The sequence below is a fragment of the Pseudomonas sp. LS44 genome (assembly GCF_024730785.1).
In the GTDB taxonomy this organism is placed as follows: domain Bacteria; phylum Pseudomonadota; class Gammaproteobacteria; order Pseudomonadales; family Pseudomonadaceae; genus Aquipseudomonas.
In genome coordinates, this window is the sequence record NZ_CP102830.1 from 3510001 (window position 1) to 3524493 (window position 14493).

Genomic DNA, 14493 nt, shown 5'->3' on the forward strand with positions numbered 1-14493 from the left:
ATTCAGCTTGCTTGCGGCGACGAAGCTGCAGCAGGTATTGCATAGGCCCTGAAGCAGCGTACGCAAGGAAGATGAGCAGGAGGATACGAGGCGGATCACTGAAAACCACCGCAAAGGCCAGCACCACCACCAAGATCGCCACAAAAGGCACTCGGCCCTTGAGGTCAAGATCCTTGAAGCTGTAGTACTTGATATTACTGACCATCAAGGAGCCCGCAGCCGCCACCAACAGGGCGACAAGGAACGAGATGTTTGATCCTTTGATACCGAAATCACTAAAAGCCCACACAGTACCCGCCACCACTCCTGCCGCCGCTGGACTGGCCAACCCGATAAAGTAACGTTTATCTACTTTGCCGATCTGGGTATTGAACCGCGCTAGACGTAGCGCCGCTCCTGCGACATAGATGAAGGCGACGGCCAAACCTACACTGCGCAAATCCGACAATGCCCACTCAAAGGCTAACAGCGCAGGCGCTACACCAAAGGCCACCATGTCCGACAACGAGTCATATTCAGCGCCGAAAGCGCTTTGCGTATTGGTCAGGCGTGCGACACGGCCGTCCAGACTATCCAGAACCATGGCGACGAAAATAGTCGCTGCAGCCACCGAGAAGTTGCCGCTCATGGCATTGATGATGGAATAGAAACCGGCGAACAGATTCGCCGTGGTGAACAGGTTGGGCAACAGATAGATACCGCGATGACGGACCTTGCGCCCTTCGGCATCGTGGCCCTCTTCAATATGCTCATCGATCGGGAGCAGGCTTTCTGCGTCGGAGGCCGAATTGGACTCCTCAGGACGTTCGTTCATGAACAATACCTTGCAACGGGTTTGAGTTTTCGACAAAGCGGTTAGCGAGAGGTTCGCCCCGCGACAACACCCAAGCTTTATACCAGAAGCCCTATCGCAGAACGAAAAAACGCGGCCTAAGCCGCGTTTTCTCTGACAAGGCTGGAACTTAGTTCTTGGCTTTGTCGACGATCTTGTTGGCACCGATCCACGGCATCATCGAACGCAGTTGCTCGCCGATGATTTCGATACCGTGAGCGGCGTTGTTACGACGCTTGGCGGTCATCGATGGGTAGCCAGTAGCACCTTCACTGATGAACATCTTGGCGTACTCACCATCCTGAATGCGCTTCAGGGCGTTGCGCATCGCCTGACGGGATTCAGCGTTGATCACTTCCGGACCAGTCACGTACTCGCCATATTCAGCGTTGTTGGAGATCGAGTAGTTCATGTTGGCGATACCGCCCTCGTACATGAGGTCAACGATCAGTTTCAGTTCGTGCAGGCACTCGAAGTAGGCCATTTCCGGCGCGTAGCCAGCCTCAACCAAGGTGTCGAAACCGGCCTTGACCAGCTCAACGGTACCGCCACACAGAACAGCTTGCTCGCCGAACAGGTCGGTTTCGGTCTCGTCCTTGAAAGTGGTTTCGATGATACCGGTACGGCCACCACCAACGCCTGCAGCATAGGACAGGGCAACGTTTTTGGCGTTGCCGGAGGCATCCTGATAGATCGCGATCAGGTCAGGAATGCCGCCGCCTTTGACGAATTCAGAACGCACGGTGTGGCCCGGTGCTTTCGGCGCGATCATGATCACGTCGAGGTCAGCGCGCGGTACAACCTGGTTGTAATGGATCGCGAAGCCGTGGGAGAAGGCCAGAGTGGCGCCTTTCTTGATATTCGGCTCGATTTCGTTCTTGTACAGCTGGGACTGGAATTCGTCCGGAGTCAGGATCATGACCAAGTCGGCACCGGCAACGGCTGCGGCAACGTCGGTCACTTTCAGGCCGTGGGCCTCAGCCTTGGCAACGGTAGCCGAACCTTTGCGCAGGCCGACAGTGACGTCAACGCCAGAGTCTTTCAGGTTGCACGCCTGAGCGTGGCCCTGGGAGCCGTAACCGATGATGGCAACTTTCTTGCCTTGGATGATCGAGAGGTCACAGTCTTTGTCGTAAAACACTTTCATGGGAGTTCCCCTATCTATTGGCCGCTGCGGCCACTTACTAAACGGTTAAATGCTCAGCACTTTGTCGCCACGGGCAATGCCCGTAACGCCACTGCGTACGGTTTCCAGAATCGCGGCCGTACCGATTGCCTGAATAAAGCTGTCCAGCTTGTCGCTCGTGCCGGCCAGCTGGATGGTGTAGACGGTACTGGTCACGTCGACGATCTGTCCGCGGAAGATGTCCGTGGTGCGCTTGATCTCGGCGCGTTGAGCGCCGGTGGCCTTGACCTTGACCAGCATCAGCTCGCGCTCGATATGAGCGCTCTCCGACAGATTCACCAGCTTGACCACTTCGATCAATTTGTTGAGGTTCTTGGTGATCTGCTCGATCACCTCATCATGCCCAACGGTGGTCAAGGTCAGACGCGACAGGGTCGGGTCCTCGGTCGGCGCCACGGTCAGGCTTTCGATGTTGTAGTTACGCTGGGAGAACAGACCCACTACGCGCGACAGGGCGCCCGGTTCGTTTTCCAACAACAGGGAGATGATGTGTCGCATGTTCAGGTCCGCTCCGTCTTGCTCAGCCACATATCACGCATCGAACCGTCGCGGATTTGCATCGGGTAAACATGCTCGGCGGTATCGACTTGGATATCGAGGAATACCAGGCGATTCTTCATCGCGAAGGCTTCTTCCATCTTTGGCTTGAGGTCTTGCAGATCGGTGATCCGCATGCCGACGTGACCGTAGGCTTCGGCTAGCTTGACGAAGTCCGGCAGCGACTCCATGTAGGAGTGCGAATAACGGCTGCTGTACTGCATGTCCTGCCACTGACGCACCATGCCCAACGCGCCGTTATTCAAATTAATGATCTTCACCGGCAAATCGTACTGCAGGCAGGTCGACAGCTCCTGAATATTCATCTGGATGCTGCCCTCGCCGGTCACGCAGGCGACGTCATTCTCCGGAAAATTCAGCTTGACGCCCATTGCAGCCGGAAAGCCGAAGCCCATGGTGCCGAGACCACCGGAGTTGATCCAGCGGTTAGGCTTATCGAACCGGTAATACTGGGCAGCGAACATCTGGTGCTGGCCGACATCCGAGGTGATGTAAGCATCGCCCTTGGTAACTTCCCAGAGGGTTTCGATAACGCTCTGCGGCTTGATGATCGAGCCATCACCCTTGTCATAAGGGAACATGCCACGACTGCCGCGCCACTCGTCGATCTGCTTCCACCAGCTAGCGACCACATCCTTATTCGGGCTCTGGCCGATTTCTTTAAGGATGGCGACCATTTCGGCCAGTACGCTGTCGACTGGACCAACGATCGGGATATCGGCCTTGATGGTTTTGGAGATCGAGGCCGGATCGATATCGACATGAATGATCTTGGCATTCGGGCAGAACTTGCTCGCACCGTTGATCACCCGGTCATCGAAACGCGCACCAACTGCAAAAATCACATCGGCATGATGCATCGCTAGGTTGGCCGTATAGCTACCGTGCATGCCCAGCATGCCAAGGAACTGACGATCAGTGCCAGGGAAGGCGCCAAGGCCCATCAGGGTATTGGTCACCGGCACGTTGAGCATCTGCGCGAGCTCGGTCAGCGGCTCGGCCGCTCCGCCCATGATCACCCCGCCACCGGCGTAGAAGATCGGACGTTTAGCCGCCAAAAGCATCTCTGCAGCCTTGCGGATCTGGCCGGAATGACCACGTACCGCTGGGCTGTAGGAACGCAGCTTGACCTTCTTCGGGTAGGCGTATTCAAACTTTTGGGTCGGATCGCCCATGTCTTTGGGAATATCCACCACGACCGGGCCCGGACGCCCGGACTGCGCCAGATAGAAGGCTTTCTTGATCACTTCCGGAATTTCCGACGGGTGCTTGATGATGAAGCTGTGCTTCACGATCGGCCGGGAAATACCAACCATATCGGTTTCCTGGAAGGCATCGGTACCGACCATGTTGCTCGGTACCTGACCGGAAATCACCACCATCGGAATCGAGTCCATATAGGCGGTAGCGATGCCGGTAATGGCGTTGGTCGCGCCAGGGCCGGAGGTGACCAGCACGACGCCCGGCTTGCCGGTAGCCCGCGCATAGCCATCGGCCATGTGAGTCGCCGCCTGCTCATGACGGACCAGGATATGAGTCACATCAGGCTCTTTGAACAGAGCATCGTAAATATGCAGAAGGGCACCGCCAGGATACCCATAGATGTACTTCACGCCTTCGTCGCGCAATGAGCGGACGACCATTTCAGCGCCGGATAAGAGCTCCACGTTTTTCACCTCTAGAACGCCAGAAGACCGCCCAAGCCGGACGGCTATCAAATAGGTTTACTGCCTAGCAGAGAGCATGAGCGACGGGTGGTCGCCGACTACGTCAGCTCCTGACTGAGCAAGTATTGGGAGCGGCCCTAGTGTTGCGGGACTCCCCCACCCAGCGCGAGGTAACGCGTTGCGGGTAAAGCTGGTCGGCGCGGGTAGCACCTCATGGTCTGCTGAGAAAAGCTGGCTTGCGGCTAGCCCACTACAGCGAACGTCGAATTGTTCGGATTCGACGGGAGCAAGTCAAGTCATACCTAGGCCTAATTCCCGCCACGGCTGTGACTTAACGCAGGATGACGATCGGCGGTATTTGGTTATAGTAGCTGCCAGGCCTCGTGCCGATCATAAGCCGCTCACAAAAGGAATCCGCATGCGTCGCATGATGCTCACCGGCAGTTTGTTATTCGCCCTGAGTGCTACCGCAATGGCCAGCCAGGTGTACAAATGGGTCGATGACAAAGGCATTACCCACTTCGGCGCGCAACCACCACAAGGTCAAGCTGCCACCTCCGTCAACACCGTGGTGCCGACTGGCAAGTCTTCGCCGCCAATCACCCCGCCCGCGCAAACCGCTGACGATACCGAGCAGAAAGCCATCGACAGCAAGGTCAAGAAGGAAGTGGCGGAACAAGAGACCGAGCGCAAAAAATTCTGCGAGAACACTCGCATCAATCTCGCCCAACTTCAAAACAACCCGCGCCTGCGCGTGACCGAAGCCAACGGCGAAGTGCGCCGAGTGGATGAGGATGAGCGTCAGAAACGCATCGGCGAGGCCGAAAAAGCCATCAAGGATAATTGCCAGTAACTCTGGGCGGCTCAGACCGCCCGAGTTATCAGCCGATCGAACCCATCCAGCAAAGACAAGAGCGTTTTAGCTTTCAACGGCTGCTCGCGATAGACCACGTCAGCCATGTGGCGAATCCCTGAGACCTCCGGCAGCGGCCCGCCGCTCTCGAGGATGATCTTCATGCGTGGCAGGAAGATCCATTGCAGCCACTCCTCGAACTCCAAGGTGTCGACGCAGAAAGGCTCCTGACTGGCTAACGCCGCCTCTGCCGGCGACTCCAGCGACCACCAGCCCTGCACCCGCAGCTCTCGCTCGATCAGCAATAACTGCTCCGCCACTGCTGACACGCGCGAATCCATCAGAGATTAACCCGCGCCCGCTCACGAGCCTGGGCGGCGCCGGCGGCATTGCCTTGACGCTCGCGAGCCTGAGCAATCAAACCCCACAGACTGGCCTGCAACGACGGCCGGCCACCGGCATAACTCAAACCGCGCTGCGCCAGTTGTTCGGCCTGCGCCGCTTCGCCTTGGGCCAGGCGCACCTCCGCCAAGCGGTAGAGCACTTGCGGTTCACGCGGAGCGATGCGCTGAGCGCGCTCCAGGCTGGATGCCGCGCCGTTCAGATCACCACCGCCCTGTTGTTGTTGCGCCGTGGTCAACAGTGCCAAGACGGGGCCATCGAGCTGCTCGTCCGCGGCCAGACCGCCCGATGACGGAATGCCACTCGGCGCGGTAGGCGCCGGAGAGCTATAGCTGGGCGATACACCAGCGCCACCGATACTGCCTGTCGGTGCGCCAACCGCTGGACCCGGTGTAATGGGGCCGCTGTCGATCGATCCGGAAATAGGCGCGCTGGCCGCTGGGAACGCCTGGCTGGACGATGCGCCCGGCACCATCACCACCACACCAGAATCCTGCGGGACCGCCTGAGGACGGGCCTGTGCAGGCGCCGGACGATAAGCGCCGCCCTCCTGCTCCTCGGAAATCGAGGCGCCCGAGTCCACGACCGGAATGGCGCTACGTTGAGGTGAAGCACAACCGCTAAGCAATACGCCGGACACCAGCGCAGGAATCAACCACTTGTTCACAGCCCATCCTCGTTACGTTGCAGCGCTCTGACTACGCGCGCCTTCAGTTCATCCAGCCTCGTACCCAATCCATCACCGCATCGGCCGGAGCCATCCCGCAGGCGGGGCCGGCTGGCGGTTCACTGCCGCGAATATACGGCATCTGTACCGCATTCGGGCAGCCGGCGGCCGAGCCCTGCCCAGTGCCTGCGTCGATCCATGCCTGCACCACGTTATCGGGCAACGGCATGTTCAGCGGCAGCGGATCGGCACGCCGCATAAAACCTGTCCACACCTGTAAAGCACCGGTCGCACCCGTCAGTGGCGTGGGTCCATTATCGTCGCGCCCCAGCCACACTACGGCGAGCAAATCCTGGCTGAAACCGGCGAACCAGCTGTCCCGCGAGTCATTACTGGTACCGGTCTTGCCGGCCAGATTCAGCGAGCTGGGCAACTGGCTATAGACCGAACGCCCCGTACCCTCGCGCATGACCCGCTGCATAGCGTTCTGCACCAGATAAATCGCACCCGAATCGAAGCGCTGCTGCACCTGGAAGGGATAACGCTTGAGGGGTTGACCATCAGCAGTGAGCACGCTGCGGATACCGCGCAGCGGCGTGTTGAAACCACCATTGGCGAGGGTTTGGTACATCGTCGCCACTTCGACCGGGCTCAGTGCACCAGCACCCAAGAGCATCGACGGATAAGCCGGCCATTCGCGCGACACTCCCAGTCGGCCAAGGGTTTTCAGCACATTCGGCACGCCCACTTCCAGCCCAAGCTTGGCGGTGGAGAGGTTGTAGGAATTGGCCAGGCCCTGATAGAGATAGATAGCGCCATGCGCCTTGCGGTCGTAGTTCTGCGGGCGCCACACCTGGCCGTCCTGCCCCTTCACCGAGAACGGTTCGTCCGCCAACCAGCTGGTCAAGGTGTACTGGCTGGGCCGTTCCAGTGCCGTCAGGTAGACCGCTGGCTTGATCAACGAGCCAATCGGCCGGACCGCGTCCAATGCGCGATTGAAACCGGCGAAGCGGGGCTGGCGACTGCCGATCATGGCCTGCACTTCACCGGTCTCGGGATTGGTCACGACCATCGCCGCCTCCACCTGATCGACACCTTTGCGCCCGCTCAGACTTTTCAGCGTCGCCGCCATGGAGCCCTCGGCCTTGAACTGCAGAATCGGATCGAAACTGGTGAAAATTCGCAGCCCCTCTTCGGTCAAATCCTCATCACGATAATCCTGACGCAGTTGGCGCTTTACCAGATCGAGAAATGCCGGATAGGAACTGTCGGCCATACTTCCGCGCGAGGTGACGCCCAGCGGACGAGCCTTCGCGGCGGCAGCTTCATCGGCGCTCACCACGCCTTGCTCGGCCAGCACATCAAGAATCAGATTCCGCCGTACCAATGCCCGCTCGGGGTTGCGTCGCGGGTTGTAGTAGGTCGGCCCCTTGACCATACCGACCAGCAAGGCCACTTGGTGCAACTTCAACTCGGCGAAAGGCTGGCTAAAGAAGTACTGGCTGGCCAGACCAAAACCATGCACGGCGCGCTGACCGTCCTGCCCGAGGAACACCTCATTGAGGTAAGCCTCGAGAATTTCCCGCTTGTCGTAATGCAACTCCAGCAAGACCGCCATCATCGCTTCGGTGGCCTTACGGGCGATGCTTCGCTCATTGGTCAGGTAGAAGTTCTTGACTAGCTGCTGGGTCAGCGTACTACCGCCCTGCCGCAGCTGGCCGCTGCTGGCGTTGACCCAGACGGCCCGGGCGATGGACTTCGGCGATACCCCGTGGTGATTGAAGAACTCTCGGTCCTCGACTGCCACCAGGGTCTCCACCAGATAAGGCGGTACCTGATCGAGTTTGATGAGGATGCGATCCTCGTTATGCACCGGGTAGATCCCGCCAATTAGCAAAGGCTCCAGGCGCGCGACGGCCAGTTCCGCGCCATTGGCCTGACTGAGACCGGCCACATAATCCCCGGAGAAACGCACACGCACGCGCTGGGCCGGCTCGGCGCCTTCATAGAATTGAAAGCCGCGGGTATTCAGTTCGACATTATTACCGGCGACAGCAGCCGCGCCAGGACCGTTGGCCACCGACTCACGGCGATAACCCAATGCATCGAGTTCAGCCAAGAAGTCACTCTTGGCTAGCTTTTGGCCAACGAATAACTCCAGCGGACGGGCATAGACCTTGGCCGGAATGGTCCAGCGCTTGCCGGAGAACTTTTCCTGCACCACGGCGTCCAGATACACGGCAAAACCAGCCAGCACAACCAAGCCGACAAGGCCTAGCTTGAAGGCCCAGCCAAGCCAGGGACGGATGCCGGAGGAGCCGCGTTTTTTGCGCGATTGAGGGGAGCGGGAGGATCGTGGTCGAGTCATGGCGGCGCATTATACGCACTTTGCCGAGGCCCGGCAGGCGCCCTCCGGCGGTTTGCATGACCTCCCCCACAGGCCATAATGCCGCTCTCTATTAAGACCGAATGCAAGGATCGTCCGTGAGCCAGACCCTGATCGCCGCGCTGCAGAACCCCGCCCTTTATCCGCACCCGGTAGAGACGTTCCAGGTCATTGAGACGCATATTTCCTGGGTGCTGCTGACCGGCCCCTACGCTTACAAGATCAAGAAGCCGGTGAACTTCGGCTTCCTCGACTTCACCGAGCTGGCTGGCCGTCAGCACTTCTGCAGCGAGGAACTGCGCCTCAACCAACGCCTAACCGAAGGCCTGTATCTCGAGGTTTTGCCGATCACTGGCAGCATGCAATCACCGCAACTGGGTGGCGACGGCCCGGTCATCGAATATGCCCTGAAGATGCGCCAGTTTCCGCAGAGCCAATTGCTCAGCGAAGTTCAGTCGCGCGGCGAACTGACCACCGCGCACATCGATGCACTCGCCAAACAGATCGCCGACTTCCATGCGCAGACCCCGGCCGTCCCCGCCGACCATCCCCTGTGCTCGCCGCAGGCTATCGTGGCGCCGACGCGCGAGAACTTCGCACAGATCCGCCCGCTTCTCAGCGACAAATCCGACCTGCAGCGACTAGATGCTTTGGAAGCCTGGGCCGAAGCCAGCTTCAGCCGACTGGAAGCGTTGCTGGCCGAGCGCGCGAGCAGCAACTCGATCCGCGAATGCCATGGAGACATTCATCTGGGCAACGCGGCACTACTGGATGGTCAAGTGGTCTTGTTCGACTGCATCGAGTTCAACGAACCGTTCCGCTTGATCGACATCGCCTCGGATATCGCCTTCCTGGCAATGGACCTGGAAGACCGCAATCTCAAGCCCCTCGCCCGGCGCCTCGTCAATGCCTGGCTGGAGCATACCGGCGACTACGCCGCGCTGGAGCTGCTCAACTTCTATAAGGCGTATCGCGCCATGGTCCGCGCCAAGGTCAATCTATTCCGCCTCGGCCAAGAAACGGACGCCGTGCAACGCGCGGTTATTCTCCGTCAATACCGCAACTATGCCGCGCTGGCCGAGAGCTACAGCGCCATCCCGTCACGCTTACTGGCCATCACCCACGGCGTTTCCGCCGTGGGCAAAAGCCATGTCGCCATGCGTCTAGTCGAAGCATTGGGTGCCATCCGCCTGCGTTCGGATGTCGAGCGCAAGCGCCTGTTCGGCGAACAAAGCGCCAGTGCGCATGGGAAACTGCAGGCCGGCATCTACACCCCGGACGCCACCGCCGCTACTTATCAGCGACTCCACCAACTGGCCGCCGGCGCCTTGCAGGCTGGCTTTCCAGTAGTGATTGACGCGGCTTACCTGCAACGGAGCCAACGCCTGGAAGCCAGCCAGATTGCCGCCAGCACCGGAGTACCCTTCCTGATCCTCGACTGCCAGGCCCCGCAGGCGGTGATTGCCGAATGGTTGGTCCAGCGGCAGCAAGCCGGCTCCGATCCGTCCGACGCCACCTTGGAAGTCGTTGAAGCCCAGCAGGCTAACCGCGAACCGTTGAGCGCTGACGAGTTGATTAGCAGCAAACGCGTCGACACCCACGAGGCGGCGAGCCTGGATAACTTGATCGCCGCTATTCGCCAGCGCTTGCCAGGCCTCTGAACACGCATGAAATCTGCGCCGCCATGCAGGGCGGCGCACTCCTCCAGGCCACATGCCCGCGTTTTGCCCCACGACCGCTACACTGATTTGCACAATGCCCGAGCAAATGACGGGCTAACGGTATGGCGGGGCAAGGAGGCGTCATGAATGACGAACTGCAACACCTTAAGAATCTGGGCAAGACTTCAGCCCAATGGCTGCACGCTTCAGGCATCCACAGCGCAACGGATTTGCGCCGTTTGGGCGCGGTCGGTGCGTACCGAGCCGTTCAGGCACGAGGATTCCGAGCGTCGAAAGTATTGCTCTACGCCATTGAAGGCGCACTCCTCGATGTGCATTGGAATGAGTTGCCACCCGCCCATAAAGCAGCGTTGAATGGCCAATTGGACGCCCCGTCCATAGACAATAAGAGCTAGCTCACAACCTCTATCGGCAACGATTTACGCCGAACATACGACGGCATATTGTTTCAGGGACGTTCGTGCATTCTCGTCAGCCCAGCCAGTCCAAGGAATTACCGTATGTATCTACTCGGGGAGCAACCGGCCTACGCCGACCAGCTGATCAACCGCCTGCAAAGCATCCCCGCACGGTTGCTGGAAGGACTGACACCCGCCGGAGAGCCGCTGCGCATGGAGCGCACAGATGATCTGGCTCAGAAACTGCCGAGCAACCAGCTGTTCATCATCGATAACGGCCTGCTCCACGCGCTGGTCGACGAGCGCCCCCTGTTCTACCTGCAAGAAGGCGATCTGGTCGGTCTGCGCCAAGGCATCGATCTACCCAGCTGCCGCTACAGCAGCGATGAACCGCTGAGCCTGATCCCCTACCAGCGCAACGAAGTGTTTCAGCACATCTATGCCAACGAACAGCGCCAAGAACTGCTGATCCAATACCTGATTGGTCATACCGCGCTACTTTCCGATGCTCTCGCCCGCCTCAAGCAGCCAGAAATCCGCCCCGCCACCGGCTTTCAGCATTTCGCCGCCGGCGAAGAGCTGATTCATCAGGGTGACGAAGCCAACCACGTCTTCATCATCATCGAAGGCCATGCCGAGGCGTATGTCGATGGCCATAAAGTCGGCGACGTGCAGAAGGATGAAATTTTCGGCGCCATGGCCGTATTCACCCGCGAAAAGCGCAGCGCCACGGTGTTAGCCACCGAGGCGTGCACCGTGATGGTCATCCCCAAGGAGCAGTTTCTCAGCTTGATGCAGAGCAATCCGCGAATCGCCCATAGCCTGATCGAGAGCATGGCCCGCCGTATCGACCTGCTGAACAAAGAAGTCACCCAGCTGCGGTTTCCGCGTCATCCCGAATAGCCTGCAAGCGATTCAGCAAAACCCGGCGCAAAGCCGGGTTTTTTGTATCTGGGCGGCGACCAGCAAAAGAATTGGGAACGAAGTGTTGACTTAAGAATGAGAATTGTTATTATTCAATCAACTGGTCGCGAGATCAGTCGATAAGCTGAAAGATCATCCAGTCGGACTTTTCAGATTATCTCCTCATCAGGCTAATCACGGTTTTGACCCGGCTCTGCCGGGTCTTTTTTTGCCTGCAGAAAACCAAAAAGCCGCCCTTACGGACGGCTGTGTGGAATCGGATCTCCTATCGCCGCAGTTTGGCGCAGTGATCTTGCTCAGGTAGCGCCGCGGTGTACCAGACGAAATCCGCCTGCGCCGCAGCCACCGGTTTACCCACTTCCGCGAGCACCAGCACCAAGTTGCCATCCGCCGCACCGAGATCGCTCAAATGCAATGGCACGCCAAGATCACGACGCACGTGAAAAGCCCCTGCGAACAACAGCGCTGGCGTGGGCGCCGCCAGCAGTCGCTCGGCCATACGCCGGTCACGCTGCTGCTGCACGGCGAGCATCGCTGGCATCTGTGCCTCCGGTAGCAAGCCGCAGTGCGATTCGCGAATCTGCACTAGCAGCGGCTCGCGCACGCTGGCAGTGGTGGACGCGGTACCCGTGAGCGCCGGCTGCGCGGCGTAAACGCGCATGATCTCGCTGCGGTCCAGATTCGCTGCCAGCAACGGATATGGCTGCGCCAGCGCATGGCTGACGATTGGTCCGTAGAGCGCCCAGTCCCAGTTCTTCTGCCAGGCCAGCGCGCTCGCCAGATCAGCCGGCTGGCCCGCCGCCCACTCGCTATGCACGCGGTCAACCTTGGCCTGTTGATCGGGATTGAGCATTTCCAGCAGCAAACTGCCTTGCGGGCGTTTTGCTTCCAAAGCCTTGAGCAACCACAACTGCAAAGCATGGTGATCGGGATTGTCGTGCTGCTCGCCGACCAGCACGCGCGGCGCGGCAGCCAGACGGGCGATCAATTGCTCGGCGGTCAACCGGGATCCATCCCGTAAATCGTAAATCACCCCTAGCTCAGCATGTTCGCGACCTTGCGGGCTTTGCCACGCTGGCAACGGCGCAGTCGATTGACACGCCGTCAGCAACACCACGAACAACAGCAACAGTCCAACGCGCACAGACAGCACCTCTAGGAATAGAAAAAGAAAGACTCAGCGCGCAACGATCAGCGGATGGCCGCGCTCGGGATGTTGTTGAACCAGGACTTCCAGGCCGAACACCGCCTGCAACGGTTCGGCGCGCAGGACGTCCTGCGGGCTACCGAGCGCATGGGCTCGGCCCTGCTCAAGCAACAGGATGCGATCGCAATAGCGCGCCGCCAGATTAAGATCATGGAGGATCACCAACACCGCCACGCCGCGCCCGGCAAAGGCACGAGTGGCCTGCAAAGTGGTGTGCTGATGCAGTGGATCAAGCATCGACGTGGGCTCATCGAGCAAAAGACTCTGACCTTGCGTGCCTGGCCACAACTGCGCCAGCACCCGCGCCAGATGTACGCGCTGGCGCTCGCCACCGGACAACTCCAGATAGCTGCGCCCCGCCAGATGCAACGCATCGGCGGCCTGCAGCGCCTCGACGATGATTTCCTTATCACGCTGCCGGCCGCTGGCGTGCGGCAGCCGGCCCATACCGACAACATCCTCGACGCGAAAGGCAAAGTTCAGCGTCGAGCTTTGCGGCAGTACGGCCAACTGTTGCGCCCGCTCCGGCCCTGACCAATCGGCCAATGCCCGACCGTGCAAGCTGACTTGTCCACTGGACGGTTGCAGCTCACCGCACAAGGCGGCAAGCAAAGTGCTTTTACCTGCACCATTCGGACCAAGCACGCCAAGCACTTCGCCGGGCTGCAGCTCGAGCTGGATATCGGCGAGCACCAGCGAGGTGCCGCGACGGACCGACAGATTCTCCGCACACAGCATCAGGCTCGTCCTCGCAGCAACAGGAATAAGAAGAACGGCGCGCCGATCAATGCCGTGACGATACCGATCGGCAATTCCGCCGGCGCCAGCACCAGGCGTGCGGCCAAATCGGCGAACAGCAACAGACTGGCACCAGCGAGCGCCGAGGCCGGCAGCAGCACCCGGTGATCGGGCCCGACCAGCAGGCGCACCAGATGTGGTACCACCAGGCCGATGAAGCCGATCATCCCCGCCGCCGCCACCGCGGCACCGACGCCTAGCGCGGTACAAAACACCAACTCGCGCTTCAGGCGCTCGACGGCGAAGCCCAAATGCCGCGCTTCGGACTCACCGAGCAACAGCGCATTCAACGCCTTGGCGCGGCGCGGTAGCCACAGCGCCACGCCGGCGGTGACGATCAGTAGCGGCCAAAGCCGCGCATAACTGGCGCCATTGAGGCTGCCGAGGTTCCAGAACGTCAGCGTGCGCAGGGTCGCGTCATCAGCCAAGTAGGTGAACAGGCCAATTGCGGCACCGGCCAAGGCTGTGAGGGCAATACCGGCGAGCAACATGGTTGCCACGCTGGTCTGCCCATCATGGCGCCCCAGCCGATAGACCAGCGCGGTCACGCCAAGGCCGCCACCAAAGGCGCACAACGACAGCAAATACGGACTGATGACTTCGGGGATACCGCCAAACACAGCGCCGCCGACAATCGCCACCGCCGCACCCAGCGCCGCGCCACTGGAGACGCCGACCAAGCCAGGGTCCGCCAGCGGGTTGCGAAACAAACCCTGCATGGCCACGCCGGAAAGCGCCAGCACCGCGCCGACCGCAAGGCCGAGCAACGTACGCGGCAGGCGAATCTGGCCGAGGATCAATTCGGCCTGCTCAAGGCCCGCGCCCGCCAACGGCACGCCGAGTAACCGCAGGGCAGCGCGCAGGGTGTCGAGCAGCGGCAGGCTTACCGGTCCTAACGCCAGCGACAACCAGAGCGCCAGCAGTAAGGCGAAG

At 60.0% G+C, this 14493-nt stretch carries 14 protein-coding genes (1 of these 14 only partly in view); 4 read left to right on the forward strand and 10 right to left on the reverse strand.

The window, feature by feature from the left end:
• The 4 genes from pssA to NVV93_RS15745 all read right to left on the reverse strand — a co-directional run.
• On the reverse strand, window positions 1-814 hold the 5' portion of the coding sequence (gene pssA / locus NVV93_RS15730; protein WP_258251579.1) for a CDP-diacylglycerol--serine O-phosphatidyltransferase. The gene continues 2 nt to the left of window position 1, outside the view; only the first 814 of its 816 coding nucleotides appear in the window; its start codon is at window positions 812-814; the stop codon is cut by the window's left edge — 1 of its three bases falls inside, at window position 1.
• 148 nt (window positions 815-962) lie between these two features.
• Window positions 963-1979, reverse strand: a complete 1017-nt coding sequence (gene ilvC / locus NVV93_RS15735; RefSeq protein ID WP_258251580.1) for a ketol-acid reductoisomerase — start codon at window positions 1977-1979, stop codon at window positions 963-965.
• Between the two features lie 45 nt (window positions 1980-2024).
• Window positions 2025-2516, reverse strand: a complete 492-nt coding sequence (gene ilvN, locus NVV93_RS15740) for an acetolactate synthase small subunit (protein ID WP_258251581.1) — start codon at window positions 2514-2516, stop codon at window positions 2025-2027.
• Between the two features lie 2 nt (window positions 2517-2518).
• Window positions 2519-4243: an acetolactate synthase 3 large subunit gene (locus NVV93_RS15745; protein ID WP_258251582.1), complete on the reverse strand. Its 1725-nt coding sequence runs from the start codon at window positions 4241-4243 to the stop codon at window positions 2519-2521.
• Window positions 4244-4661: 418 nt separating this feature from the next.
• On the opposite strand from NVV93_RS15745, the gene NVV93_RS15750 reads away from it, so the two are divergent.
• Complete coding sequence (locus NVV93_RS15750; RefSeq protein WP_258251583.1) at window positions 4662-5096, forward strand: DUF4124 domain-containing protein; 435 nt, start codon at window positions 4662-4664, stop codon at window positions 5094-5096.
• Between the two features lie 11 nt (window positions 5097-5107).
• On the opposite strand, the gene NVV93_RS15755 is transcribed toward NVV93_RS15750, so the two are convergent.
• From NVV93_RS15755 to mrcB, 3 genes are read right to left on the reverse strand one after another with little or no spacing between them, the layout of a single operon-like run.
• Window positions 5108-5437, reverse strand: coding sequence for a YqcC family protein (locus NVV93_RS15755; RefSeq protein ID WP_258251584.1), 330 nt, complete (start codon window positions 5435-5437; stop codon window positions 5108-5110).
• Window positions 5437-6165 (reverse strand): tetratricopeptide repeat protein, encoded by a 729-nt coding sequence (locus NVV93_RS15760; RefSeq protein ID WP_258251585.1) that lies wholly within the window; start codon window positions 6163-6165, stop codon window positions 5437-5439. The genes NVV93_RS15755 and NVV93_RS15760 overlap by 1 nt, the downstream gene beginning before the upstream one ends.
• 43 nt (window positions 6166-6208) lie before the next feature.
• Entirely contained in the window at window positions 6209-8533 is a 2325-nt protein-coding gene (mrcB, locus tag NVV93_RS15765) for a penicillin-binding protein 1B (RefSeq protein ID WP_258251586.1), read from the reverse strand.
• Between the two features lie 116 nt (window positions 8534-8649).
• Here mrcB and NVV93_RS15770 point away from each other — a divergent pair, with 116 nt between their 5' ends.
• The 3 genes from NVV93_RS15770 (at window position 8650) to NVV93_RS15780 (ending at window position 11534) form a co-directional block, all read left to right on the forward strand.
• Window positions 8650-10212, forward strand: coding sequence for a bifunctional aminoglycoside phosphotransferase/ATP-binding protein (locus NVV93_RS15770; RefSeq protein WP_258251587.1), 1563 nt, complete (start codon window positions 8650-8652; stop codon window positions 10210-10212).
• A 143-nt stretch (window positions 10213-10355) separates the two neighbouring features.
• A complete protein-coding gene (locus NVV93_RS15775) occupies window positions 10356-10628 on the forward strand; it encodes a TfoX/Sxy family protein (protein WP_258251588.1) in 273 nt (90 codons plus the stop codon).
• A 105-nt stretch (window positions 10629-10733) separates the two neighbouring features.
• Window positions 10734-11534, forward strand: coding sequence for a Crp/Fnr family transcriptional regulator (locus NVV93_RS15780; RefSeq protein WP_258251589.1), 801 nt, complete (start codon window positions 10734-10736; stop codon window positions 11532-11534).
• A 286-nt stretch (window positions 11535-11820) separates the two neighbouring features.
• Here NVV93_RS15780 and NVV93_RS15785 read toward each other — a convergent pair whose 3' ends face one another.
• The 3 genes from NVV93_RS15785 to NVV93_RS15795 are packed head-to-tail and all read right to left on the reverse strand — an operon-like array spanning window position 11821 to window position 14483.
• Window positions 11821-12699: a ChaN family lipoprotein gene (locus tag NVV93_RS15785; RefSeq protein ID WP_258251590.1), complete on the reverse strand. Its 879-nt coding sequence runs from the start codon at window positions 12697-12699 to the stop codon at window positions 11821-11823.
• Between the two features lie 33 nt (window positions 12700-12732).
• Window positions 12733-13500, reverse strand: a complete 768-nt coding sequence (locus NVV93_RS15790) for a heme ABC transporter ATP-binding protein (RefSeq protein WP_258251591.1) — start codon at window positions 13498-13500, stop codon at window positions 12733-12735.
• The gene (locus NVV93_RS15795; RefSeq protein ID WP_258254394.1) at window positions 13500-14483 is read right to left on the reverse strand and encodes an iron ABC transporter permease; all 984 of its coding nucleotides are present in this window, start codon (window positions 14481-14483) and stop codon (window positions 13500-13502) included. The genes NVV93_RS15790 and NVV93_RS15795 overlap by 1 nt, the downstream gene beginning before the upstream one ends.
• Between the last annotated feature and the right edge of the window lie 10 nt (window positions 14484-14493).